Origin of the sequence: Paenibacillus sp. FSL E2-0178 (assembly GCF_038593005.1) — a bacterium.
Taxonomy (GTDB): domain Bacteria; phylum Bacillota; class Bacilli; order Paenibacillales; family Paenibacillaceae; genus Paenibacillus_AQ; species Paenibacillus_AQ phytohabitans.
Map to the genome: position 1 here is coordinate 415,629 of NZ_CP151953.1, position 25,106 is coordinate 440,734.

21 protein-coding genes and 1 riboswitch are annotated in these 25,106 nt (G+C 49.5%); of the genes, 2 read left to right on the forward strand and 19 right to left on the reverse strand.

Annotated features, from left to right (window positions below):
- Positions 1-234: 234 nt before the first annotated feature.
- The 5 genes from MHI42_RS01720 to MHI42_RS01740 form a co-directional block, all read right to left on the reverse strand.
- Entirely contained in the window at positions 235-2,064 is a 1,830-nt protein-coding gene (locus MHI42_RS01720; protein ID WP_342422521.1) for a histidine kinase, read from the reverse strand.
- 20 nt (positions 2,065-2,084) lie between these two features.
- Complete coding sequence (locus MHI42_RS01725) at positions 2,085-3,527, reverse strand: response regulator (protein ID WP_342422522.1); 1,443 nt, start codon at positions 3,525-3,527, stop codon at positions 2,085-2,087.
- Between the two features lie 118 nt (positions 3,528-3,645).
- Positions 3,646-5,241 (reverse strand): extracellular solute-binding protein, encoded by a 1,596-nt coding sequence (locus MHI42_RS01730; RefSeq protein WP_342422523.1) that lies wholly within the window; start codon positions 5,239-5,241, stop codon positions 3,646-3,648.
- 130 nt (positions 5,242-5,371) lie between these two features.
- Positions 5,372-6,268: a carbohydrate ABC transporter permease gene (locus tag MHI42_RS01735; protein ID WP_246354110.1), complete on the reverse strand. Its 897-nt coding sequence runs from the start codon at positions 6,266-6,268 to the stop codon at positions 5,372-5,374.
- Positions 6,262-7,212: an ABC transporter permease subunit gene (locus tag MHI42_RS01740; RefSeq protein WP_171715819.1), complete on the reverse strand. Its 951-nt coding sequence runs from the start codon at positions 7,210-7,212 to the stop codon at positions 6,262-6,264. The genes MHI42_RS01735 and MHI42_RS01740 overlap by 7 nt, the downstream gene beginning before the upstream one ends.
- Positions 7,213-8,113: 901 nt before the next feature.
- Between MHI42_RS01740 and MHI42_RS01745 the strand changes: the two genes are divergently transcribed.
- Positions 8,114-8,749, forward strand: coding sequence for a glycosyltransferase family 61 protein (locus tag MHI42_RS01745; protein WP_342422524.1), 636 nt, complete (start codon positions 8,114-8,116; stop codon positions 8,747-8,749).
- Between the two features lie 43 nt (positions 8,750-8,792).
- Here the strand turns inward: MHI42_RS01745 and MHI42_RS01750 are convergent, their stop codons facing one another.
- From MHI42_RS01750 to MHI42_RS01780, 7 genes are all read right to left on the reverse strand, one after another.
- Positions 8,793-9,602 (reverse strand): AAA family ATPase, encoded by an 810-nt coding sequence (locus MHI42_RS01750; protein ID WP_342422525.1) that lies wholly within the window; start codon positions 9,600-9,602, stop codon positions 8,793-8,795.
- On the reverse strand, positions 9,599-11,104 hold the full coding sequence (locus tag MHI42_RS01755; protein ID WP_342422526.1) for a right-handed parallel beta-helix repeat-containing protein: 1,506 nt from the start codon (positions 11,102-11,104) through the stop codon (positions 9,599-9,601). Before MHI42_RS01755 ends, MHI42_RS01750 begins: the two co-directional genes overlap by 4 nt.
- A gap of 658 nt (positions 11,105-11,762) precedes the next feature.
- Complete coding sequence (locus MHI42_RS01760) at positions 11,763-12,116, reverse strand: YciI family protein (RefSeq protein WP_342422528.1); 354 nt, start codon at positions 12,114-12,116, stop codon at positions 11,763-11,765.
- 111 nt (positions 12,117-12,227) lie between these two features.
- Positions 12,228-13,421, reverse strand: coding sequence for a Ger(x)C family spore germination protein (locus MHI42_RS01765; RefSeq protein WP_342422529.1), 1,194 nt, complete (start codon positions 13,419-13,421; stop codon positions 12,228-12,230).
- On the reverse strand, positions 13,418-14,506 hold the full coding sequence (locus tag MHI42_RS01770; RefSeq protein WP_342422530.1) for a spore germination protein: 1,089 nt from the start codon (positions 14,504-14,506) through the stop codon (positions 13,418-13,420). The genes MHI42_RS01765 and MHI42_RS01770 overlap by 4 nt, the downstream gene beginning before the upstream one ends.
- A 23-nt stretch (positions 14,507-14,529) precedes the next feature.
- Positions 14,530-16,281: a spore germination protein gene (locus MHI42_RS01775; protein ID WP_342422531.1), complete on the reverse strand. Its 1,752-nt coding sequence runs from the start codon at positions 16,279-16,281 to the stop codon at positions 14,530-14,532.
- Between the two features lie 177 nt (positions 16,282-16,458).
- Positions 16,459-17,322: an alpha/beta hydrolase gene (locus MHI42_RS01780; protein ID WP_342422532.1), complete on the reverse strand. Its 864-nt coding sequence runs from the start codon at positions 17,320-17,322 to the stop codon at positions 16,459-16,461.
- Positions 17,323-17,508: 186 nt separating this feature from the next.
- On the opposite strand from MHI42_RS01780, the gene MHI42_RS01785 reads away from it, so the two are divergent.
- The gene (locus MHI42_RS01785) at positions 17,509-18,081 is read left to right on the forward strand and encodes a TetR/AcrR family transcriptional regulator (protein ID WP_342422533.1); all 573 of its coding nucleotides are present in this window, start codon (positions 17,509-17,511) and stop codon (positions 18,079-18,081) included.
- Between the two features lie 48 nt (positions 18,082-18,129).
- Here MHI42_RS01785 and MHI42_RS01790 read toward each other — a convergent pair whose 3' ends face one another.
- The 7 genes from MHI42_RS01790 to MHI42_RS01820 form a co-directional block, all read right to left on the reverse strand.
- Complete coding sequence (locus MHI42_RS01790) at positions 18,130-18,318, reverse strand: hypothetical protein (protein ID WP_042213975.1); 189 nt, start codon at positions 18,316-18,318, stop codon at positions 18,130-18,132.
- A 113-nt stretch (positions 18,319-18,431) separates the two neighbouring features.
- Complete coding sequence (locus MHI42_RS01795; RefSeq protein ID WP_342422534.1) at positions 18,432-19,283, reverse strand: chromosome condensation regulator; 852 nt, start codon at positions 19,281-19,283, stop codon at positions 18,432-18,434.
- A 93-nt stretch (positions 19,284-19,376) separates the two neighbouring features.
- Positions 19,377-20,729, reverse strand: coding sequence for an MATE family efflux transporter (locus MHI42_RS01800; RefSeq protein WP_342422535.1), 1,353 nt, complete (start codon positions 20,727-20,729; stop codon positions 19,377-19,379).
- A gap of 241 nt (positions 20,730-20,970) precedes the next feature.
- On the reverse strand, positions 20,971-21,657 hold the full coding sequence (locus MHI42_RS01805) for a MarR family transcriptional regulator (protein WP_342422536.1): 687 nt from the start codon (positions 21,655-21,657) through the stop codon (positions 20,971-20,973).
- Positions 21,658-21,770: 113 nt separating this feature from the next.
- Positions 21,771-22,580 (reverse strand): alpha/beta hydrolase, encoded by an 810-nt coding sequence (locus tag MHI42_RS01810; protein WP_342422537.1) that lies wholly within the window; start codon positions 22,578-22,580, stop codon positions 21,771-21,773.
- Between the two features lie 7 nt (positions 22,581-22,587).
- A riboswitch (cyclic di-AMP (ydaO/yuaA leader) is annotated at positions 22,588-22,720 on the reverse strand.
- A gap of 180 nt (positions 22,721-22,900) precedes the next feature.
- Positions 22,901-24,211: an ABC transporter substrate-binding protein gene (locus MHI42_RS01815; RefSeq protein WP_342422538.1), complete on the reverse strand. Its 1,311-nt coding sequence runs from the start codon at positions 24,209-24,211 to the stop codon at positions 22,901-22,903.
- Between the two features lie 66 nt (positions 24,212-24,277).
- A complete protein-coding gene (locus MHI42_RS01820; protein WP_171719624.1) occupies positions 24,278-25,105 on the reverse strand; it encodes a carbohydrate ABC transporter permease in 828 nt (275 codons plus the stop codon).
- Position 25,106 lies beyond the last annotated feature (1 nt).

Below are 25,106 nucleotides of genomic sequence, written 5' to 3' on the forward strand. Positions count from 1 at the left end.
GCAATCAAAAAAGGACACATCCTGAATAACAGATGGGTCCTGATGGTACGAGTCAGGCTATCTGCCCTTCCCGGTAAAGATCTGTCTGATGTCCTCCAGGGGGAACCTTGGGAATCCAGCCGAATCTTACGAATTACGGACGCGGGTATTCTGTCCGCAGGATCGGTGTAGTTATAGCTCATATCCCTTTCGTTCATCTCATAATATTCTGAGTTGCTGTTACTCTTTCAAAGGCTACTCTTCTAAAGATATGCGGTCATTAACCAGCTGCGGAATCTTCACGGTCACTGTGGTTCCATGCCCAAACCGGCTTTCTATGGTGATCCCGTAACCTTCTCCGAACAGCAGCCGGAGTCTGTTATGAATATTGGTGATCCCAATACCTGTTGCCGGTTGGCCGTCTGGCGTGCGCTCCGGGGAATCCGTGTCCAGCTTGGCCTTGAGGGCGGCTAGTACTTCCGGTTCCATTCCTTTCCCTGTATCTGTAATACAGAAGCACACATCTCCATGCTCATCCATCCTTCCGGTAACCAGAAGCCGGCCGCCTTCGTCCATCCGCTCCAGCCCGTGGTAGACAGAATTCTCCACAATAGGCTGGAGGATCATCTTGGGCGTCTTCATAGATAGCAGCCTCTCCTCCACATCAAGCTCCATGGAGAATTTATTCTCGTAGCGGATTAAGATGATCTTCATATAAGCCTGAATACAGTCAACTTCTTCCCTGATCTGTACAAGATTATCCTTCTTGATGCTGTACCGGAAGATTTTAGACATACAGAATGTAATTTGCGCAATCTCTCTGCTTCCGTACTCCAGCCCGATGCTGCTGATACAGTTCAGCGTATTATAGAGGAAATGGGGATTAATCTGGCTCTGCAGGGCAGAGAATTCCGCCTGCTTCTGGCTCAGCTCGGATTCATAGAGTCTGGCCTGGGTACCAAACATGTCTCTGGCCATTTCCTCCATTTCATCCATCATCCGGTTAATGTCACGGGCCAGCAAGCCCACCTCATTGGTGAACCGGACTTTAATACGGAAGCCCATGTCCCGTCTCCCCACCCTCTTCATATCCATCACAAGTCCCATCAGCGGGCGCATCAGATTGTTCATGAAGAAGCTGCCGGTTAAGAGCATGGTTAGAATAATGCCAATGCCGACGATAATACTGACCTTCCGCATCGGGGCCATGTCCGCAGTCAGTTCACGCACCGGAATCATACTAACAACCCGCCATCCGTCAGCCTCCTCCAGACCCTTGACCTGAACGAGAATCTCCTCCCCGTCGATGGTTTCTTTTACACCATTAAGCAGGATATCCTTATCCATAGACAGCATATCCCTGAACAAGGTACCGCGAGCATTAGAATTCGTGGAGGCGATTACTTCGTCCCGGTTATTCAGTATGTACAAGGTGGAATTGGCTGTTAATTCTGTATTTTCCACCAGCCCCTGCATCTTGTCCATATTGACCATCACGGTGCAGTAACCTGTAATCTGGGAGAAATACACTCCCCCAATATTCTCCACAATCGGCGCGATATAGAAGAACTGTTCCGTACCTGTCCGTTCGTCTTTCAGAATCGTGGTGAACATCCCCTGCTCCCGCAGCATAGGGTCATCCTTATATTTCTGAATAAAAGTATCATAGGGGTTGATGAAAAAAATATCGCCGCTTGCCGAGTCCAGACTGTGCAGCCGCCTTCCCTTGATGTCGTTAATGATGATGCCGTTCACATAGGAATTGAAGGATCTCATGTATTCCATAAGATCCAGTGCATACGGACCGCTGTCGAACGCTCTTTTGTAGTCATCAACCTCCACGGAGAATTCCTGAATTAGCTTGCTGTTGACTGCAATTCCGGTGCTGACCCGGATATCATTGAACACCGTATCAATCTTGTGGCGGGTCTGTTCAATCATCTGGTTGCCGTAAGTGGCAGCCCGCTTCTGGGTTAAATTAGAGAAGCTATGGAAGAAATAGATCTCCATGACGGTAAATATAACGATCGAGAAAAAAAAGATAAGCCATATCTGATGTTTTAATTTCACTTTACTGGTCTTCATGGCTTACCGCTCCGATCCGATTAGCTTTTTCTGAATTTGGTGGGCGTCATCCCGCAATGCTTCTTGAACACTTTATTGAAATAATAATAATCCACATACCCCGACTTAACGGCAATTTGCTCAATGGACAGGTCCGTATGCTTCAGCAGCTCCCGGGCTTTCCTGATCCTCAGCTCTGCCACATATTCGGAGAAGGTTCTGCCCAGATTGTTCTTGAACAACTGGCAGCAATACACCTGATTAATGAAGAACTGGACAGACAAATCCTTCAGATACAACTTCTGCTCAAAGTTCCGGTCGATATAGGCGACCATCCGGTTGAAGCAGGATAGGATATCCCCTTCCTGCAAGGAACGGCTGCTGCCATGCCGGATGACCGTAAGGACGTCATGCAAGAAGCTGCACAGAGACGCAAAGTCTTCGAACCGTTCCTTGATCTCGGAATAATTGAGGAATTCCAGCTCCATGTCCCTCAGTTCCTCAGCATACGTGTTTATAAGCATCCCGACAGCCTGATTCCATAAGTAGACCACCTCACCCATGCCCAGAAGATGGTTCCTGAAGTATTTCTGCAGTCCTGTAATGTACACATCCATATCGTCAAGCGAATTCCCGTGAATGATGGTATAGAGTCCATCAATACAAGGTTTCATGAGATGAAGCTTCGGCTCATAGTGAACGGCTGCTGAAGTCTGCTCCAGAAAAATATGCGAGGCGGACAGGTCAGCTTCTTTGATAAGTTTGCTCACCTGCTGAAGCTGGCTGCTGATGCTGCTGATGCCCACACTTTGGATTCCCGTCTCTGTCAGCACCCCTTCATACGGGGTCCACTCCAAGCTGCTCAGATGCTCAGCCATCCGCACGACCAGCAGCTTCCGGGACCCGGCTTCAACCTCCACGGCAGTTATGTTCCTGCCCTCCGGAGACAACAGCTTCCTGATACCCTTAATATCACTCCGCAAATAGACCGCAAACACTTGGTAATAGCATACAGCCATGCTGGCCGGAAGCGGCAGGAATCGCCTGATCTCGGTCTCATCCCCCGAGGTCAGCGCATCCAGAAGAAGGTGATTGCGCGTTGCGCTTCTCCGGGAGAAGTGAGCGGCCAGCTTCGCAATGAATGTATCCGCCATATCGACATCCAGAGGCTTCAGGAAATAATCGAGCGCCCCGTGGCGTATCGCTTCCTGGGCGTATTCAAATTCCCCATATCCGCTTACGATGACAAACTCAATGTTCAGCCCTTGAGCTTTGGCCCGCTTCATCAGTTCCAGCCCGGAGATATCCGGCATCCGGATATCCGTAAACACCAAGTCCGGCTGCTGTGTGCGTATGGCCTCCCACGCTTTGTAAGCGCTTGTATATTGTCCTGCAATTTCAAAGCCATATTTCTCCCAGTCGAAGGCGTTCTGTATTCCTCTTATCGCCCACGACTCATCATCTACAATCATGACCTTGTACATGGGTAGCCTCCTGAACCTATGGATTCCTCTGAATAATAGTGAAATTGTCCGGGAATAGCAACCGAAATTCGGATAAACCATGATGAAACTCTCAATGGCTTATCCGAATATGATGAGCTTATTTTTTGGCGGCTTGGCTCTCTCTGTAATTCTTCACATTCTCCTCTTGAACAGCTTTCCCGCCGGCGTCCATATATTCTTTCACCAGCTTCTCGTACAGGGCGTCGAACTCTGAAGGCTTGGCAACGATCAGCCTGTCAATCATTTGCTTGTTCATGTCGCCCAGCGTTTTGCCGTACTTGATATTGGCTTCGTTCGGTATGCCATAGTTGTAGCTGCTATAGCCGTCCGTTGTATTGATTGCATAGGAGTCAATCGCCAGATTCTCATAACTCTTGTCCCCGGCTGCCAGCGCTGCCGCATAGGTTCTGACATTCTTTTCGGTATCGCCCAGCTCAGCGCCGTTTACAATCATCGTATAATCCATATTCAAATTGCTCATTTGCATTTTCTCGCCGGTCTGTGCAATCCCGTGAGGGATGCCGTCTACCATCTTGTGGTTAACGCCCTCATCACCGAACTGCAGGAAGAACATCACTTCCGGATCAGCCATCCAGTTCAGATATTTAATCGCCAGCTCCGCGTTCTTGCTGCTCTTGGGAATGAAGGAGAATATACCATTCTCATTATATACCTCTTTGAGGTATTTGCCTTCGTCATTCTTGAAGGTATCAATCGGAACATAGTTGGCCTCCGGTGAATTTTGCATCAGCGGAACACGTATTTTTTGTGTCATCGGATAATCCCAGTTGGCGGCATAGAAGCCTACCTTGCCGTTGGTTACATCAGCATCCGCCTGCTTGGTTGTTTTGTCCAGGGCAAAATCGGGGCTGATCAGCTTCTCATTGTACAGCTTGTTCAGCCATTGGTAAGCCTCCTTGTTACCGGGCTTCAGCCAGTTAGTCGTGGTGATGAATTCCTCCTCCGGCATGGTCTTCCAGAACGATTGCACCAGGTTGCCGAAGGTGTAGTTCATCCCGGCAGCCGCTGTAGCCCAAGGGATGACGCCGTCAACATTACCGGGGTTCTTGTCACGGAAGGCTACCAGCGTCTCATACAATTCGTCCCGGTTCGTCGGAACCGGCAGGCCCAGCTTATCCAGCCAATCCTTGCGGATGAACATTCCGTTCCAGGCCAGCAGGGTCCGCTTGCCCGGGATGGAGACCTGTTTGCCGTCATATTTTCCGTAGGAGAGCACCTTGTCACCCAGGTACGACTTCAATTGCTGGCCGTGCTGTTCCAGCAATTCGTCCAGCGTATAGAGTCCCTTGCTTTTGGCGAAGCGGGTGACCAGGGTCCCGTCGTAGGTGAAGGAAATATCAGGAGCCTGGTTCGCGGCCATTAACACATTCAGCTTGTCGACTTCCTGGGAGCGGGGGACAGGAACAAATTCTACAATGGCGTTATTGGGCTTGCCGAATTTCTCATTAACGTATTGGGTCCATTTGTTGTTGTTCAAATCCGGCTGTCCCTGAACCCCGCGGTCGAACACTTCTACCGTCAAGGTTACCGGAGCACCGGAAGGGGCGCCAGATGCAGTCGTTGATGCCTCTGACGATGATGTCTCCCCGCTCTTGTTGTCATTGCCTCCACAGCCTGCCGCAACACTGGCCAGAAGAGCTGTACTACACAGAACTGCTGCTATTTTCTTCATGTCCGTCTTCACTATAAACCACCCTTTCATGCCCCTGTTTATTGAAATCGTTCATGCTGTAAACCCTTAGCTTTACATTTATCATTCAACTGTCCTGGAATCCCCTCCTTTGATCTAATATGTTGTTCTATCAGCCCTTGATCGCCCCTGTCATCACACCGTCTACGAAATACTTCTGCAGTTTGGGATAGATCAATAGAATCGGAACGGTTGTAAACATCACGCTCGCTGCTTTCAGGGATTCAGGCACAATGAAAGAGCCTATACTTCCTTCTCCCCCCTGCTGGCTATCCAGCTGCTGATTGGCCGAAATGATCTGGTACAGCTTGAGCTGCATAGGGTACAGCTCCTTCTTCGTAATATAGAACAAGGCATCCTGGAAGCCATTCCACCGGTCCACAGCATAGAAAAGGCTTAATGTGGCAATGGAAGGCAGCGAGAGCGGAAGCACAATCCGGATGAGAATGCCCAGATCCGAACACCCGTCAATGGACGCTGATTCCTCCAGACTCTCAGGAAGCGAGGTGAAGAACGTTTTCAGTATGATCAGGTTGAAGACACTCATGGCGCCCGGCAGAATCAGACTCCATACCGTGTTCATCATACCGAGGTTTTTAACCAGAATATAGGAAGGAATCAGTCCGCCGCTGAAATACATCGTGAAGACGAGGGCTGACAGAATGAAATTTCTTCCCCACAGCCGCTTCTTCGTTAACGGATATGCCGCGCAAATGGTCAGGAACATACACACGACGGTGAAGAAAATGGTAAGCACAATACTATATCCCAGCGTGTACAGCATATCCATATCGCTCAAGATCGTTTTGTACGTTTCTGTAGTGAAGCCAACCGGCCACAACCCTACCTTCTGGGCTACAATCGCTTCGTTAGAGCTTAGCGAAAGCGCAATCATATATAAGAACGGAACAATACATGTGAAGGACAAGGCCACAATGAATACTATAATCGCAACATCGGCTACACTCATTTTTTTCCCTGGACGCACGTTCTTCATCAGCTTCACCATATTCCATCCTCACCTAATTTCTTCGCGATATAGTTGGCGCCTATGAGCAGGGTCAGACCGACCACGGATTGGAATAAGCCTACCGCTGTTGCCTGGGAGAAGTCTCCCGAGCTGATGCCGACTCTATACACGAAGGTACTGATTACATCGGAATATTCACTGACCAGTGAATTCCCCATCACGAAGGGGCGGTCGAACCCGATGGACACCATCCGCCCAATCTGAAGGATCAGCAGAATGTTGATCGTCGGCTTAATGCCGGGCAGAGTAATATGCCACATTTTGCGGAGCCTGCTGCACCCGTCCATATCGGAGGCCTCATACAATTCCTTATTGATCCCGGTGATCGCCGCCAGATAGATGATCGTCCCCCAGCCGATATTCTGCCAGACACCAACGAAGATGTAGGTGATCAGCCAGGGGACTTTCTGCGACAGAAACTCAATCTTCTCTAGTCCGAGGGCAGCTATGAAGTGATTGACCATCCCGCTGTTCGAGAACATCAGGTATACAATCCCCCCAATGATCACCCAGGACATAAAGTGCGGCAGATACAGGACCGTCTGGGTTAATTTCTTGAATCTGGCCTGCCTTACTTCATTCAGAAGAATGGCGAGCAGAATCGGTGCCGGAAATCCCGCGATCAGATCCAGAACATTCAGCACCAGGGTATTCTTCAGTGCACGATAGAAGCTGTCCTGCTGGAAAATAAACCGGAACACATCGAGTCCAACCCACTCGCTCCCCCTTATTCCTGCGAAGATGTTGTAATCCTGGAATGCCATAATCAAGCCATAGATGGGAGCATATTTAAAAATGGCAATGTACGACAGAGGCACCAGCAACAGGGCATACAGGATGGCATCTCTTTTTATTCTGAACCAAAAATTATTTCTCTTGTTTATTCCGACATGATTTCGCTGATTGTATAAAACCGCTTTCATTTCTCTCATCCCTCCGGCTGTATTAAGGAGCTCTCATGTCCTTCATTATAGCTTCCGGGGCAAATAAGAAAATGTACTCCCTTAAATGAATTTGGTAATAACTTAAAAGGCTAAAAGTAATATAAAAAAACAGCATCCTCCGGTTACGGAAGACGCTGTTCTTACTGTTCATTGAATTACAAATGTTATTCATAACCTGATTGCGTTAGGTATCTGGTTTATAAATTTTGCAGCCTTCGATTTTGAATGGATGGGTTTGAGCGGATTTTGTGGAATTCAAATTTCAAGCGGGTGAAGTTGGGAACCGCATATTTGTAAAAACGTTTACGCAAATATCCCCCCCACATTTCTTAGGGAATGTCCGCCTTTTTTTCTTGTCTTCGCGCCCGTTAAGCTAGGCCCGCATAAAATAAATTCATGAGATTAAAGGGAATGGCGGGATGATCAGTGGAAGAAATCTGCGGAAACGAGAAGCCGGCAGGCACAAGCCTGAGAGAGTCCGGGTTCTACCGGGATGTGTGGGAATGGGCAGCTTCCGCTCCCTCTGGAGCCGGGGAAAGTGTTGTACCTTTTGAATTTGGAGGAGCCGCTGAATACAGGGCCCCCAACACACTTGAACAGGAAGTTCACCCTTACCTGCAACCCTATACCCTTCAACCCGGAGGCGGATATGTGGCATGTATTCCGAGCGGGCGTGTGTGGGGACGATCTGGATCTATCCTGACATCAGACAGCAAACTGATCTTCGACCTGTCCCCCGAATACGATGGACAACTACACAGAATGCTGACGCCGGAAGAACATCCGGCTTTGCAGCGGCGGAAGGCCCGGGAGCTTCAGGAGGTCCCTGGAACGGCTGGGGATGCTCAGGACTCTAAATATATCTTTTCAGACCCTCATCATGAATCCGAATCCTTATGGAGCCTTCGTGGAAGAGACCTTAGCTATGTTTGACGTACCGGAATCGTCCGTAATTCACGCCACAGATGACCGGGAAATTCAGGCGGAGCGGCTGGTAGTTCCTTCTCTGATGATGAATTCCCATTACCCGCCTTGGACCACTGCTACCCTCCGGAGGTTTATGCTGCCCGGACACGTCACAACCCCCCATTCACCAAGCCGTATTTTCATTTCCCGGGGCCAAGCTTCTGCCCGCCGGTTCATTAACGAGAATGAAGTCATCCGGTATTTGGAGGCGTACGGATTTGTTCCTATTTGTCTGGAGGATTGGACCGTGGCCCAGCAGGTTCAGCTCTTTGCTTGTGCCAAAGCGATAGTATCGCCGCATGGTGCCGGACTGGCCAATCTTGCTTTCTGCATGAAGGGAACCGTTGTTATCGAAATTTTTCATCTCCGGCATGTTGTGCCTACTTACTGGATGATCAGCAACCACAACAAACTTGACTACTACATGATGTACGGACAAGATGACGGTACGGCACATGACCGTTTTCCGGGACTTGCAGACTTCACGGTGGATTTGGACCGGCTGGAGCAAACACTCGGTATGGCCGGACTGAACAAGCAAGGCGCATGAGCAGCCGTTCAGGTGAAGCAGACCGTCATTACAAATTCCACTCTCATTCAAACAACTGCTTATGCTTATTGAAAAACTGATAAAAGAATTGGACATTGTCCAGCTCAAACCATTCTGCTGTCTGAAGCGGTTTTGCATCAAGGTTGTATATTTTTGCCTGTAGTGTGCCTAGAACATAAGGTGAATGAGTAGCAATGATGAATTGGCTGTCCAAATATCGCGCCAGCTCATTGATTTGCTCGGCCATTTTTATCTGATTGGCTGGAGACAGTGATGTTTCCGGCTCGTCCAGTAAGTACAATTGCCCGGGCAGCAGATGCTCCTCGAAAAATTGCATGGATGTTTCGCCATTCGAGTATTTCTCTTGTGAGAATTGAATGTCGTCCAGCTTCTTCTTAAAGGCATACGTTGCTTCATATTCTGCTGCCTGTTCTTTGCTCATTCCTTTGTTCATCTGCTCATATAACAGTCCCTCACGCAGGACGGAGGCTTGTTGGATCTTCTTGACCTCATATAAAATATCCTCTGATTTCAGATACCGGCTTCCTTCTGGGAGCCGCCTGATTGCACGCTCTTGCTCATCCTGCCCGAGCTGATAGCTGCTTCTCTCCACAAACCGCTGAGCATAAATACTATGCCCATAGCTGGTCATTCTTTCGGCTCCCGGAATCCCCAGCTTGCCCGAAATTACATTAAGTAACGTGGATTTGCCGCTGCCGTTATTGCCATAGAGCACCGTGATCCGGTCAAACAACAGCACCTCTCCGGCGATATGCTTAAAAACATGGTCAGGGTAGGTGTTGGGATTGCGCTCGATTTCATCAGACAGCTTAAAGCTCCGCAAATAAATCATGGCTGTGCTCCTTCCTCTGTTGCTCCGCCATCGGCTCCCGGAGAACCCGGCTCCAGCCGGAAGTCATCACGGGCAGCATCTTTGAACAGCGGCTCGGCAAATCGTGAGCCGGAATCGTTCCCTGTGCCGCGCTGGTAAGCGGTGAAGCCGGTGTAGGGTTTCTTTTTCCAGACCCAGTACGCCTCATCTGCTCCAGCCTCAGCGTAATAAAGATTACCATCCACCGTGTTATTCCGGTTGCTCATGTATTCGTTGCTGATGAAGACGCTGGAATCTCCAGCTACAATAATATTCTTACTAATCGTATTGCCGCTTAAGTTCGCTTGCAGATACAATTGTCCATTGCCGTCGCCCAAGAGGTCATTCTTGTACAGTGTATTGGATACAACCGTACTATCGCTGGTGCCGCCGCGCTCTCCGTCATAACCGCCCATTGCAATGCCGGTCAGGCGATTGCGGTAGATCAGGTTGTCTTGTACCGTGATGCTGCTGGTTAGCCGTCCCTTATGTTCGGAAGCAAGCTCAATCCCAATGTCATTGTCGTATACGCGATTCTCCGCAACAAGGATTGACCTGCCCCCGTCGATGTATATTCCGCCCGCTGCATTGCTGCCGTTCGGCACAGAAGCGCCGTATGACGGATTAGTATTGGATGAAATCCCGTAGACTACATTACCTCGTACCGTTCCGTTCCTAGCCTGATCTACCGCCATGTCCCCGGCCGTACCTTCAAAGCCGATCAGGTCAATCCCGATGTTGTCATTGTCATGAATGATATTGTTCGTAATCGCAAAAGCATCCACATTGCCATTCACAGCCAGCGCTTCACTGGAACCGAGGACCAAATCATACACTTCATTGCCGTCAATGGTCAGGCCAACCAGGGCTGCGTCTGTTTCAGTGCCGTACACCGCTATACCGTGGGCATCTCTGCCGGAAAGCTCGTCCCCCTCAGGAATGGCGGTATTGGCGATGGAATGAATGCGGTTATTCAGTAACGAGATGGACTTCCCTGAGCCGTGAATATAGATGCCTGCAGGCACTTCACCTCTGGTTGATGTCTTATAATTGCGAATTTCCAGTTCCCTAATGGTTACATAGCCCGCCTGACCGATCTCGATAAGTCCTTCCAGCCCGTTAACCGGCAGACCTGCCCCGTCAAGGACTGCTGTCTCATTGGGATAACCGGCGAACACGATAGGTCCCGCCGCCGCTGAGCCTCCTCTTGAGATGCGCAGCTTCTGATGATACACGCCTCCGCGAATATAGACGTAACTCCCCGGACCGGCATGATCGGCAGCATACTGAAGCGTCTTCCAGGGCGAATCTATTGTTCCCGGGTTAGTGTTATCTCCAGCTATAGATACGTAATAGGTATTAGCGGCATCCTCCGGATCTGTATTTACAGTTGGCGAAGCTGGTGAGATGGGCGGAATGGAAGAGATTGGGGAGGGTGTATCCGGCAGCGGTGGATTCTGGCTGCCGGAACATCCCCAGATCATAAGCAAACAAAGTAAAATGGCGGATCGCCGGAAGTTTCTGAGCATATTCGCCGTCCTCTCAACAAGCTCAAATGAGCTTAATTTTACTGAATCTAGTGCTCTTCTATTATAATTGTGATAATCAATTCAATTCCATTGATTATCATAATTGATAACCCTAATCAAGACAAACCAAGAGAGTCGTATTCTATGTAAAAGGGCTATATAGCAAAAAACAGACCCGGATAGGATCTGTGTGCGTACAATTCGAGAGACATCTGCATAGATCGCATGTAGAGGTAGACATAAATGTTGTACGTTTTACAACTTTGGTTCGTAAACAGCAGGGTATTCGTAAGGATTGTTGTATGAAATACAAGAATAATCCGTCTACGCCGCTTGAAACAGATGAATTGCTGCATTTTTTACAACAATATTGGATTTGAGCCGATATGGAGAGGGGAATGTTGTATTATGTGCAGGATTTTATGAAAAGCTACAGAACTTCGTCTTAAGCCCCAGAAAGCTGATGAACCGGGAAATTCCTGCGGCAACTGCAGCCGCCCGGAGCCCGGATGCCACATTATTCACGGTTGAAGGATTTGGTTGTATGTTAAAATCTTAAGTTCTTAAGTTCTTAAGTTCTTAAGTTCAGCCTATTTAGCTGGTCATTGTCCTGTTAATCAAATACCTGACGCAATTCAACCTGGCCTTCACCATGCCCTTGCGGGTCCGGCATGCGCATAGCCCACGATATGGCTTCTTCCCTCGAATTCACATCAATCAGAATGAACCCGGCAATCAAGTCTTCCGATTCCGTGAAGGGGCCGTCTGTAATTACCGGGTCTCCCCCTGCTGCCGGATACGAAAGGCGAATCCCGTTTGAGCTTGGATGAAGTCCTTTTGCTGCAACCCGCACACCTGCCTTAACTAATTCCTCATTGTACTGTGTCATGGCTTGCCTGAGTTCCGGACTTGGGAGATTCCCGGCCTCCGAATTCTTCGAGGCTTTGACAATCAGCATGAATAACATGAATATGCCTCCTTAAATCCCGTTGATGATTTGCTCGCAATATTAACCCTGACCCTATTATAGGGATCAAAGCTTTACTTGTGTAGTAATTTCCCTCCAATGTATTTTGGGTCAGTCCGTCGCTGTACCGGAAGCACCATACTCTTCGATTTGAAGCTTAACCTCAAGGTGTACCGGAAGCCCGGTGAACGTCTGATCCCAATGCTCCTTCACTTTCCGCCATTCCTCAGGATGCTGAATTCTCAGGGTTTTACCGAATCCGCCGACGTCGGCGTGCAGCTCATGTTGCATTTTGTCAATCACCGTCTCAACCAGCTTCCTTACCTCCTTCTCCAGCTCCATGGCATCCCGTCTCATAAAAGCCGCATCCAGCCGGTCCCCGTCTGTTGAGAAGGTTTCGGCGTACCGGCCTTTTGATTCAATCTTAACATGGAACGAAATCTGACCCTCCTCCACAACCGCTTTGATCTTGCTGCTCATCGCTTTCACCTCATAGGTGATCAGCCTGCCGGTGTCATCCTTGTGGGTTTTGAGTACACCGCCCTTCCCCTTGCCTGTCAGCCAGACTACACCCTCCAGCTCCTTCTCGCTCAAAAAACCGCTAAGCTTGCCTGACTCCCCGTCAATGATTCCGGCTCCGGCAAACTTCATTTCATTCTCCGCAGCAATAACATTCTGCAGTAGAAAGCTCTTCTTGCTGTGCAAAGGCCCAACAATCTTGGTAATGGTGACCGGGTCCCAGATGCGCAGACTCCGGTCTCTGTTGCCGAAGATGCCTTCGAGCACAAAAGCCGGTGTCTGGCCGGGCAGCACATTGTTCAGTACATCCTTGGCTTTCCCTTTGCTGACCAGGACCAGCACGCTCGGGCGGATATCATTATCCCGGCTGAAGAAATCAATCAGCTCTGACAGCTTCGTGGAACGGGCCAGCTTCTCGCCAATAACAATCACCTTTAAGTGGTGTCCGATCGGCTGGCGGTTGGTGCGCAGCGAGAGCTCACGGATGGCCTCAAAGATAGAATCGCCGGTCTCGGTCATATTGTAGAAATTTCTCGAAGCAGCCCCTTCTTTTTTGGAGCCTACAGCGCCTTGCGGCACAATAAATTGATAGGTCGCTGATATCCGCTCACGCTTGGAATAATCTCCGCCCTCAGCCTCGAACTTCTTTTCAATGACGGTCTCATCAGCCGCATCCAGTGCTACCGCCACTTCCATATTCAAATTCTCAATCGGTGCACTGCTCCAGCAGGCCGTTAACAGCATTAATTGAGCGATCGACACAATCAACAGAATGCAGCGCTTCATGAATCTGCTCTCCGGAAATAAGCAATGAGCAGCAGCGGCAGCGGGATCAGTCCGAAGAGTACAATTGCCCAATTGCCAAGCCCAGTGCCAAAGGCAAATAAATTATTAATGTTGTGCGGCACTTCCGTGATGATATACGCCACCGGCAGCAGCAGGAACAGGCAATGATCCAGCTTGAGGTTGAAGATTTGCGAGACTCCCAGTGCGGCTCCGTAAAAGGAGATACAGAACGTACAGAAAATCTGCATTATCCAGATTACCAGCAGCAGTGACTCGAACCGTTCGAACAGCAGATTCACTTCAAAGCTGCGGATCAGGTCAATGAATGGCCAGGTCCGGGTAACCACTCCTTCTACAGAAAATGCCCCTATCGTCAGCACAACCGCCAGCAAATAAAAAATCATTGAGATCAGGGTTCCGATCACGAGAACTCTGCCGGCCCGTTTGGGCTTGTCCATAAAAGCAACAAGAAACAGCAGAGCTTCGCCCGCTGTATAGGTTAGGGCCGTTGGCTTAATTCCTCTCCAGACCGGAGTGAGGCCTTCTCCAAGTACAGGCCGCAGATTGTCCAGATCGAACACCTTCAGGCTAAGCAGGCAAACGCCGAAGAATATGGCACCGGCCAAAGGAGCAACCAGTCTGCTTAGCCGTGATAAAGCATTGATTCCCCCTCTGCAGAGATAAAGGGCGACCCACAGGAACAGGCCGGCTACTGCCCATGCAGGGGTACCTTCCAGGAGGAAGAACATGGTTACCTCCTGCATAGTACGCAGCTCATAGCCGGACACCGCGAGGAAATACCCGATGATCACCAGCCCGAGCAATACGGCGACCGGTTTACCGGTAATTTGGGTGCTGTATTGAAAAAAGGTCTGGCCCGGAAACCTCTGGCTGAGTCTGACAATAATAATACCTGTTATCATCGAACAGAGCGCCCCCAGTATTACTGAAATCCACACATCGGGCGTGCCTGCAGCCTGCACGGTTGTCCGGGGAAGGCTGAATATCCCGGCTACGAGAATGTAATTTACCATAATAATGGTCGCTTGACTCGTTGTAATTTTGTCATGGGCTTTAGTGATCATAGGCTCACCTCCCTTTCACTGTGCTATCTTTTACGCAGCTTATCCTTGGGCTCCAATAGTGAAGGACGGCGCTTCATCAACTGCAGCGGTACCCGGACAATAAAGTCGCGAAGATCACTCATCCGGTTAGGGGTGATCATGCTCAGATAAGGCACACCGAAGCTCTTCAGCTTAATCAGATGACTGCTCAGCAGGAGGAAGAACAGTACTACACCGTACAGCCCGAAGGTAGCGGCGAAGAACATCGCGAAGAAACGGAGAAACCGTAGGGTGATCCCTGCACTGTACATCGGTACCGAGAAGGAAGAGATCGCCGTAACGGCAACGACAATGACCAGAATCGGGCTGACAATCCCCGCTTCTACCGCCGCTTGGCCGATAATCAGACCGCCGACGATACCCATGGCCGGGCCAATCGGCTTAGGCAGACGCAGGCCCGCCTCACGCAGGATTTCGATCGAAATCTCCATAATGAGCGCTTCGATTAAGGTCGGGAACGGAACTCCCTGGCGTGAGCTCATGATCGAAATCGCCAGCTTGGTCGGAACCAGACCGGGATGGAAGGAGAGGAAGGAAATATAGAGCGCCGGAGCAAACAGTGATACGGAGGCGGCGAAGAAGCGCAGCATCCGCAGCAGGGAGCCGGAGAACCAGCGGTCATAATAATCCTCCGGGGATTGCAGCAGCATCCCGAACGTCACCGGCATGATCAACGCAAACGGCGTGCCGTCAAGCAAAATGGCAGCCCTTCCCTCCAGCAGTGCGGCCATCACCCGGTCCGGCCGTTCCGTATTCTGAATCTGCTGGAAAGGGCTGAGATAATTGTCCTCTACCAGTTGTTCGATATAACCGGATTCCTGCACATCATCGATATTAATCGTATGAATTCTCCGCGTGATTTCTGCAATCAGTTCATCATTAACAATTCCTTTAATGTAGGTTAGTATCAGCTCTTTCTCGACTCTTTCCCCGACCGTAAACGAGATCATCGCAAGATCGGTGTTCTGTCCGTGCCTGCGCAGCATGGCTGTATTGTCGCTCAGCGCTTCCGTGAAGCCGATCCGCGGGCCGCGCAGCAGCGCTTCCGAGATCGGTTCCTCTACACTTCTTGTATTCCCTTTAGACGTCCCCAGGATGAAGACCTCGTTCATTCCTTCGATCAGCAGCACCGCAGAGCCGAATAACACCTTTTTGAGCGACATGTCCAGCTGATTGGTGAATTCAACTTCCGAGACCAGCACCACCTGATGGACAATGATTTCTTTCAGGCTCGCCGGATCAGGCGGAGTGTCCAGCCCTTCAAATGGACGTGCTGCATTCATCAGCGGCCTTAGGATATTGCGGTCCATCCCATCCTTGTCGGTGAGGCCGTCCAGAAAGAACAGCGCTGCCTTCAATTTCAGGATGCCTACACGCAGCTCCCGTACATTAACATCCGACATATCCGCACTGATCTCCCTAAAGGTCTGCAGATCCTGCTGAAATTGTCCGGTATAGGTTAACGTTGGCTGCTGATTTTTCTGCGAAACTGTTGAAGGAACGATCTTATGATTCTTCACGGCTTCACTGGTTTGCTCCGCTTCACCGGTATCCTCGGAGCTTGGCACGCCTCCGCCCTTCTGGCCTTCCGCCCGTCTTCCCCGGGTACTGGCCTTGCCTTCCTTAGCGCGAAGCAACAGCATGCATCTTGTCAAAATAACAGGAACAATAAAAATAATAAGTGCCTGCATGCACACACTCCAGCCGGGAATGTAACCCGTTATGCTCTTCCACAATACAAACACCCCCTCTGATCGTAACCCTTATTTTGGCCGATGCTGGATAATTCATACACCCCTGCTAATTTAAAAACGGTAAAGTACTGCTCCCTGCATTTCCGTACACGCAAAAACAGCCATATGCTCCCGCTTGGGGACCAGACAGCTGTTAGTCTATATTTTAAAATGATTGTGCTACACGTTTCGTTTCGTAAGAAAACTGCGGATGAGGCTCACACTGAGTTCCAGATCTTCTTCGAGCGGGAAATGCCCTGTATCTAACAAATGAACCTCCACATCTTTTAAATCCTTTTGAAAGGCTAAGGCTCCCTCCGGTCCAAAGAAAAAGTCGTTTTTACCCCACGCAGCGAGTAAAGGCGGCTGAGAGCTCCGGAAGTATTCCTGCCAGACCGGATATTGTTTCAAATTATTCTGATAATCGTATGAGAGCGCGAGTTGAATGTCTTGATTCCCCGGACGATCCAGGGCAATTTGGTCCATATTCCAGTTATCAGGGCTTATGGCCTCAGGATTACGGGTTCCATTCACATACTGAAACTTCGTCAGTTCCGGTGTCAGTAGATTGAGCATACCTTCAAGACTGGCCGGATTCCCTGGATCATTCCAAAAGGCACGCATCGGTGCCCATGACTCTCCGATTCCCTCTTCATAAGCATTTCCGTTCTGTGAAATAATGGCTTGAACGCGTTCCGGATGCATATGGGCCAAACGGAAGCCTACCGGAGCACCATAATCATGAACATACAGGATATATTGGTTCAGGTTCAATTGTTCAACGAATGCATTGATCAGCAAGGCCAGATTGTCGAAGGTATACGTGAATTCTGAAGTTGACGGCTGATCGCTGTTCCCGAAACCGGGATAGTCCGGAGCTACGATATGGTAATCGACTTCGAGTTCACGAATAAGGTTTCTGTACATGTGCGATGAAGAAGGAAATCCATGCAGCAGAAGAAGTGTAGGCTTCTCCCTGCTCCCTGCCTCGCGGTAAAAAATATTCAAACCTTCAACTTGTGCATAGCTGTATTGTATAGTCATTGAGCCAACCTCCTCATTATTACCGGTAACCAGCTTACCTGTTCCGATACTCAATAGCATACATACAGGTCTGTATAGTTTCAAGTTATTTTTTTAGATTTATCATTTGCGTAGTAACCGTGGGCCATTTATAATAGATAGACTGATCTGTATACTTTTGAAATACTGTGAACCGGAGGGAATCCTGTGGCTAATAAAAGTAAAAAAGAACATATCCTAACTGTCGCCTCCGACTTATTTAATAAACAGGGAATCCGGGCTACCGGTGTAGACCAGGTTGTTTCTGAATCGAACATAGCCAAAATGACGCTCTACAATCATTTCCGTTCCAAGGACGAGCTTGTCCTTGCTTATCTCATGAAGTACGATTACGAATGGAGAAAACGGTTCGAAGACTCAGTCAACAAGAGCGCAAAAACACCCAGGGACAAATTATTAGCTGTATTCGATATGCTTGGAGAATGGTTCGGGGAGCCGGAATTTAATGGCTGCGTCTATATTAAGACGGCAGCGGAATTCATGGATCACTCCCATCCTTACTATGAAGCAGCCCGTAATTACAAAGCTTTTATGAAAAAATACATCGATTCTGTTCTTAATGAATGTCCGTCTGTGAATCGCGAAGCCTTATCCAGCGGTCTGTCTCTGTTAGTGGAAGGCGCGATTACTGCAGCCATGCTGCAGACCGATCCCAAGCCTGCGGAGCATGCCCGGGAAACCGCCAAGGTGATCATTGATTATTATCTGCAAAGCAAATAATAAGTAAGCCGGTCCCGAAAGGGACCGGCTTCATTTAACTTTTTAAGATTAATCCCGTTTGTTCTCTACAGATTTCATACGGTTCTGATCGTCAGGCACACGGTCAACACTAAATTCCTGGCCGGCTTCTGCCTCGCCATGGGCGCTGACACTCCGGGCAAAATTGGTGAACTGCTTTTTGTGCTCATCTTGCTCGTGCTTTAGACGAAGAAGCTCCTGCGGATCCTGATTTGTCATTGTCTTAACCTCCCGGGGAATTCAAAATGCCGCGATTTACGATCATCTTTTATCAACTTTTCCATTGATTACAATGCCCTTATTCGAATGATTTATTCATATTCATCCTGCTCTCAATAGCCCTCCAGCTGTCCGAAAGGCCAACTGCTTACCTCGCATTGACCATATGTATCATCACCTGTCGCCACCACTGTGCCATCCGACTTAAGCCCGACACTGTGAGCACAGCCTGCCGCAACCGCCACGATACCGCGCCAGTCACTTATATTGCATTCGCCGTGTTTATTCCACCCTTGAGCTTCCAGCGTACCGTCTGCTTTCAGCCCGATGGTGTGATGACTGCCGGCTGCTATCGCCACTATGTCCTGCCAGGTGTTTACGTTACATTGGCCTTCGTGATTCCGGCCTGAAGCAACTACCGTGCCATCTGCTCTAAGACCGGCGGTATGGAGATACCCTGCCGCAACCGCCACTATATTGCGCCAGCTGCTAACATTGGATTGGCCATACCGGTTATTCCCCGTAATTGTGACCGTGCCGTCCCGTTGAAGTCCGGCGGTATGCCAGTCGCCAGCTGCAACCGCTATAATGTCACGCCAGCTGTGTACATCGCATTGACCTTCATTATTCCGGCCCACGGCCACTACCGTGCCATCCGATTGAATGCCAACTGAACGGCGCCAACCCGCAGCAACCGCCACGATACCGTGCCAGCCGCTTACCTCACATTGATTATGCTTATTCCAGCCCACAGCGGCCACCGTACCGTCTAATCTGAGTCCGAGGGTATGTGAATTCCCCGTATGGGCATTAGCTGCAGCAATTGCCACCATATCCTGCCAGCCGCTTACGTCACATTGACCATATTTATTGTCGCCCACTGCCATTACCGCCCCATCCGGCCTAAGCAGGACCGTATGACGATAACCAGCTGCTATGGAAGGCACTTTTTCCACCACATTCATGAATCTCGCTCCTTCATTGAAGACTTCGGTATATTTGCGGCTCCCTCTAGAGTATCTATCCTTGGCTGTCTTATCAAGCTCGGAATCCAGATCCTACTGTGCTAAACTTACCAAGTCCGGCTGCAATTTGTTCCGCAGAACATACAGCATGATGGCCCCGACCAGGAACGCCACGACATCGGAAATGACCAGCGACCAGACCACCCCATGGAATCCGTTCATACGGTTGGCAATGTAGAGCACAGGGATCAGAGTGGCGCCTTGAATCACTGACATAATAAAAGCTGCAGTTCCCTGCGCAGTTGCCTGGAAGATCCCCGTAAATAGCGTCGTCATTCCTGTAATGAACAGGGATAAGAAGGTCACATGCAGGATGTAGCTGCCCATTTCTATCAATTGCGGGTCATTCGTGAACAGCCCGATTAAGTGGTCAGAGATCAGGTAGACAATAACGCCGAACACGACAGCTAGTGCCAGTATGGTTTTAATCGTAAATTGAATAGTATGCTTCATGCGCAACCGGTTAGCTGTAAAAGAGAAGGCAATAAGCGGCACGACGCCCTCGCTTAATCCCATCAGGATTAACTCGGGGAATTGCAGCAGTCGTGAGGAAATTCCGAAGCCCGCAATAGCCTGCTCCCCATATTCGACCAGATAACGGTTAAAGATGAGTGACATGGCACCCATGAAGAGACTCATCACAAAGACGGGAACTCCGATTTTGAATACATTGCCCAGAATGACCTTGGTAGCCTTGAATTGTTTCAGTGAGACCGTTAAGAATTGACTCTTAAATCCTATATGATAGGCGTAATAAGCACTCGCAACTATGTTAGAAATGACCGTGGCAGACGCAACACCGATTACATCCCAGTGGAAGACGAAGATGACCAGCGCATCGAGAATTATATTCACGGCCACACTAAGCAGCATACCAATCATAGATGTAATTGCGGCTCCCTCCGAGCGCACAATATTCTCCAGTGTGAAGAACAATACGACGAAGGGTGAGCCAATAAGCATAATGGTAACGTAGTCCTTGGTAAATCCGAAGGAGTCAGGCGTTGCCCCCAGGCCATGTACGATAGAATTAATGAGCGGCAGGCCGACGGCCATCGCGATAAGACCGAGAACCAGGCTGCTGTAAAAGGCGAATGCAGATACATGCTTAACATCAGCCGTATTTTTCTCTCCCAACAGACGGGAAATGAAGGCACTGCTGCCGACTCCAATCAGGTTACCCAGCGCCATAATGACCGCGAATAACGGTAAGGTTAAGGCAAGTGCAGTTAACATGGCAGTATTATTAAGGGTGCCTATGAAAAAGGCGTTTAAAATGGAATAGATGACACTCATTGACGTTCCAAGCATCATGGGTACTGCGAAGTGTGCTACAGCTTTTGCGACCGGTGCTTTTTCAAAGTAATGGAGGTTTTCTGTATCCATGTGGTTCACCACTTTCTTAAGTTATGTTTGTTTGCAATTTGGTTAGAATTCTAACTAATAATTGATTACGAACTTTACGCCGCAGCAAACAAACCCGTAACAAGGACATTGCGGGCTTGGTATGCGGGAATGGACGTAACCGTAATTCAAATTCATTATTTACGCTGAAAAGGTATTGCGCTGCCTCTGCCCTGCTCTTGCGGAAAGACAGCGCCAATACTTCTTATAGTAAATGTTCTGCTTACTTATCTTCCGGATGGTCTGAGTTGTCCTTCGAGCCGTCTCTACCATCTCTGGAAGGCCAGCCGAAGCCGTTCATGCCGCCGCCATGACCTTCCCTGCCAAATCCGGGGAATCTTCCGCTAAAGCGTCCGTCATCCATATTTCCCCACATTCTGCTCATTTGTCCGCGCATAGCCATCAGCTTGTCGAATTCCTCTGTCCCGATGCGCTCCTTAGCGGCTTCCATCCACATGGCCATTACGTCACGATCTGCATCTGTTCCAAGCTCATCCTCTAGCGCTGTAATGACGCGGACCAGGTATTCCCCGAAGGCTGCCTGTTCTTCTGGAGACAGGACTGAAAATATACTGCCGCCCTCAACCTCCTGGCCTTCTTCCGCTTGCCCTTTGGGCGTGAGATAGATCAGCATGATACGTTTGTCTGTCTCTGAAGGTCTGCGGGTGATATACTCGGCCTTCTCCAGTTTGGCAAGCAATTCATTGAGCGAGGATACACGGATGTCCAGCATATAGGATAAATCCTTCGTGCTGATTCCGTCCTTCATCCGCAGAAACGCCATGATCCGGCCTTGCCCGCGTGACGTATCAGCCATGGGACCCACAGCAGCGTGGTTCTTCAGGTGTTGTCTCTGCAACAGCCATTGCAGCTTGGCAAGCTTGTCGAACAATTCAGCATTCATATTCATTATTAATCCTCCCCGGGATATATTCACGGTACCTGTTAATCAATGTAACGGTACCTGTTGAATTTATTATAACGGTACCTGTTATACTTGTCAAAGATTTTCTACAGGTGCCGTTAATAAATTTTCCGCTGGAAGCATTGCTGGTCTTTCAGGTAATCAAGCAATAGCCGGTTGAAGTGCTGCGGCTGACATAAATGGCTGGGATACATGGCATCTTCCAGTATTGCCAGCGTGGCGAGCGGATATTTGGCCGCTGTTTGTCTCACCTGCTCCAGAACCCGCTCATTCTGATTGCCTGATACACAAAGAACGGGAACCTGCAGCCTTAGTGCAAACCCGTAGCTGTCCGTATGTCTTAGTGCCAGACGCTGTTTAATCAATTCTGTTGTCCGTTCATGGACAAGCTCTCTTCTCAGAATATGATACGCAGACAGCCATTTGTTATATGTAATGCGCAAAGAACGGATGAACATTTCAGCCGGAAGATAATGGGCGACCCATGCGCAGATTTGAAAGAGCTCCAGCACTTTGCTGCCTTTGGACGTACAATCTCCTAGGATGTAATTGTCCACCAACACCAGATTAATTACCCGTTCAGGATTCAGATAGGCGAATTTCTGGGCAAGCACAGCACCGCTGGAACAAGCTACGATGACGGCCCGTTCTACGGACAGTCCATCCAACAATCCCTTCAGATCTTCACACTGCGTGTCTACAATCCGGCTAATCTCTACATCCATTTTACCGGATTGCCCATTCCCTCTTAAGTCAAACAGGATCACTTTCGCCCGCTTGCTGAAATACTCCGCCTGAGGCTCGAACAGATGATGTGAAGTCGAATAATCATGAATAAAAACAATGGGCAGACCACTGCCCGACACCTCGTAATAGAGGGTAGTTCCATTGACGTCAATATACGGCATTACCTGTGCATCCTCTCATGTCGCTTACGGGGTTAGCTGCCGGATTCGGGCTTGAAGAGTAGCCCTACTCGATTTCTCGAGATTCACCCCAGAAAACTTGGTTTCCCCGCTTCCATTACGGAACTCAGCGATTACATATATTTTTGCGGATATAGATTAACAGAAACTTCAGTATAGCCCATATTCGTCTAAGAATGAATAGCTTAGGTGAATTTGCCCAACACGCGCAGAAACCGGCCGCAGTGAACCCAAAAAGCAGAGCAGCGATTCTCCCGTTACCGGAGATTCACTGCTCTGCTTGCTTTAAACATCATCTATAATCAGCGGTTCAGGATGTCATCCACCTCTTTGGCGAGATTGTCCAGGCTTGCCTGTATTGGCAGGTTCTCCAGCCAGATATCGTTGATACGCGTACCCATCAGATCTTCAATCTCATGGTAGGTGCCGGTCATCGGACGCATTTTGCTGAATTCCAGCTCATCGGAAGCGACCTTGTAGCCAGGGAAAGCAGCTATGGTCTCTTTCATCAAGTCTGTGTCCAGGGAAGTAAGACGGGTCGGTAGATATCCGGTATTAGCAGAAGCATACGCTGCCTGCTCGGTATCCGACAGCCATTTCATGAATTCGAAAGCGGCCGCCTTCTCATTATCCGTTCCCGTATTCGCCAGATACGTATTCGATCCGCCGACCGGGACGCCTCGTTTTCCGTCATCTCCGGCAGGAATCATGGATACGCCGAGATCAATTCCACTCTCCGCGGCCATGCCGGCGAACGTTTTGTAGCCGCCGACACTGGAGAAGATCAGCGCAGTGGCCGGATTGGCAATGGAGGCATAGTAAGCATCCTTGTCTGTGACCCCGAGCACTTTGATCAGACCCTTGGATTCCAGATCTTCAATGAAGGTGATCAGCTTTACTGCACCTTCGCTGTTGATGTTGGATTTTGTCTCATCCTCATTGACCACATTGGTATCCGAGTACGAATGCAACAGCGCCTCCATCACCCAGAAGTCATAGTTGAACAGGTACATCGGCGGCTGGCCGGTAGCATCATAAGCGGTCTGCAGATAGGCCTCCAGTTCGGCAAAGGTCGCCGGACCGTTCGGATCCAGTCCCTCTTTAGCGGCGAGCGTCTTGTTTACATACATTACGGGAACACTCCGCATATGCGGAAAGGCATACAGATCCTCGCCCAGATACAGGTTGCCGAGGTCGCCGATTTTGAAATCCGAGGTATCGAATTTGTCTGTTTCCATGAACGGTTCCAGATTGGTAATAATGTCACTGTCGGCAAAGCCCTTAGTCATCGCCACTTCATCAATAAAAACATTCGGCAGCGTACCCGCTATGGCTGCGGCGTTGATCTTCTGCTGCATTTCCCAGTAATCGCCCTGATATTCAGCATTCACATGGATATTCAGCTCGGCTCCCTTCGTCTCGTTGAACTGGTCCACCAGATTCTGGTTCACATCCTCCACGGCAGAAGTCCAGAAATTCAGCTCGAGGACGGAATCCCCTTTCTCATAGGCCGCTACACTGGATTCGGCTTCGGTGGTGGCACAGCCTGCAAGAACGGCGGTCAATGCAACAGTGGCGAGCAGCGGAGCTACTCTTTTTCCCCATACCTTCATTATTCGTTTCTCCTCCGTGAACTGCTGTATTTGGTATTCAACATGCAAGGCCGCAGGGTATTCCCGCTACTTCACTCCCATGTAGGTGAACGCTTTGATAATCTGTTTGCGTGCAATCAGGAAGACCAGCAGAATCGGCACGATCAGCATCATATTCCCGGCCATCACGATCTGCGGGCTGAGCCCCTCCACATCCTGAAGCTTCTGAATTCCAAGCGGCAAGGTCCGGACAGCATCCGTTGTGGTCCATACGAGCGGGAAAAAGTAACTGTTCCACGTCCCGATGAACGTCAGCAGCGCGAGTGTGGACAAGGTGGGCACAGCGGCAGGCATCATGATCGTATAGATGATTTTGAACTCACTGGCATTATCCAGACGGGCTGCCTCCAGCTGGGAATCCGGCACCTGCATGAAGGTCTGCCGCAGCATGAAGATGGCTGTACCGCTGGCAATGAAGGGCACGATGAGCGATACATAAGTGTTCAGCAGCCCGGACTTCGCAAACATCACGAAGATCGGCAGGAAGATCAGCTGGCCCGGAATCATCATGGTGGCGAGCACGATGCCGAACAGCGCATTTTTACCCTTGAATTGATATCTTGCGAATGCATAGGCTGCCGGCACAACAACGACCAGCTGGCCGAGCATCGTCCCGAGCGTAATGATCAGGGAATTGCGGGTATAATGCAGAAAGTTAATCCTCGTAAAAGCATCCCGGAAATTCTGCCATTGCAGCGAATCCACCCAGAATTTCGGCGGCATCCGGAGCACCTCGCCCAGCGTCTTGAACGCGGTGAGGATCATCCAATAGAACGGCATCAGGAAGATCACGATCAGCAGAACAGATACAATGATCCGCAGTCCTGCACCCGGCAGCCGAAGCCAAACTCTCATT

What these genes read in the sequence shown, in the direction of transcription:
- MHI42_RS01755 (WP_342422526.1), bottom strand. Translation starts at nt 11,104, where the DNA reads ATGATCTGGGGATGTTCCGGCAGCCAGAATCCACCGCTGCCGGATACA.
- MHI42_RS01765 (WP_342422529.1), bottom strand. Translation starts at nt 13,421, where the DNA reads ATGAAGCGCTGCATTCTGTTGATTGTGTCGATCGCTCAATTAATGCTG.
- MHI42_RS01725 (WP_342422522.1), bottom strand. Translation starts at nt 3,527, where the DNA reads ATGTACAAGGTCATGATTGTAGATGATGAGTCGTGGGCGATAAGAGGA.
- MHI42_RS01730 (WP_342422523.1), bottom strand. Translation starts at nt 5,241, where the DNA reads ATGAAGAAAATAGCAGCAGTTCTGTGTAGTACAGCTCTTCTGGCCAGT.
- MHI42_RS01820 (WP_171719624.1), bottom strand. Translation starts at nt 25,105, where the DNA reads ATGAGAGTTTGGCTTCGGCTGCCGGGTGCAGGACTGCGGATCATTGTA.
- MHI42_RS01740 (WP_171715819.1), bottom strand. Translation starts at nt 7,212, where the DNA reads ATGAAAGCGGTTTTATACAATCAGCGAAATCATGTCGGAATAAACAAG.
- MHI42_RS01805 (WP_342422536.1), bottom strand. Translation starts at nt 21,657, where the DNA reads ATGAATATGAATGCTGAATTGTTCGACAAGCTTGCCAAGCTGCAATGG.
- MHI42_RS01800 (WP_342422535.1), bottom strand. Translation starts at nt 20,729, where the DNA reads ATGGATACAGAAAACCTCCATTACTTTGAAAAAGCACCGGTCGCAAAA.
- MHI42_RS01760 (WP_342422528.1), bottom strand. Translation starts at nt 12,116, where the DNA reads ATGTTATTCATGCTGATTGTCAAAGCCTCGAAGAATTCGGAGGCCGGG.
- MHI42_RS01770 (WP_342422530.1), bottom strand. Translation starts at nt 14,506, where the DNA reads ATGATCACTAAAGCCCATGACAAAATTACAACGAGTCAAGCGACCATT.
- MHI42_RS01790 (WP_042213975.1), bottom strand. Translation starts at nt 18,318, where the DNA reads ATGACAAATCAGGATCCGCAGGAGCTTCTTCGTCTAAAGCACGAGCAA.
- MHI42_RS01815 (WP_342422538.1), bottom strand. Translation starts at nt 24,211, where the DNA reads ATGAAGGTATGGGGAAAAAGAGTAGCTCCGCTGCTCGCCACTGTTGCA.
- MHI42_RS01735 (WP_246354110.1), bottom strand. Translation starts at nt 6,268, where the DNA reads ATGGTGAAGCTGATGAAGAACGTGCGTCCAGGGAAAAAAATGAGTGTA.
- MHI42_RS01750 (WP_342422525.1), bottom strand. Translation starts at nt 9,602, where the DNA reads ATGATTTATTTGCGGAGCTTTAAGCTGTCTGATGAAATCGAGCGCAAT.
- MHI42_RS01720 (WP_342422521.1), bottom strand. Translation starts at nt 2,064, where the DNA reads ATGAAGACCAGTAAAGTGAAATTAAAACATCAGATATGGCTTATCTTT.
- MHI42_RS01780 (WP_342422532.1), bottom strand. Translation starts at nt 17,322, where the DNA reads ATGACTATACAATACAGCTATGCACAAGTTGAAGGTTTGAATATTTTT.
- MHI42_RS01745 (WP_342422524.1), top strand. Translation starts at nt 8,114, where the DNA reads ATGAATCCGAATCCTTATGGAGCCTTCGTGGAAGAGACCTTAGCTATG.
- MHI42_RS01795 (WP_342422534.1), bottom strand. Translation starts at nt 19,283, where the DNA reads ATGAATGTGGTGGAAAAAGTGCCTTCCATAGCAGCTGGTTATCGTCAT.
- MHI42_RS01810 (WP_342422537.1), bottom strand. Translation starts at nt 22,580, where the DNA reads ATGCCGTATATTGACGTCAATGGAACTACCCTCTATTACGAGGTGTCG.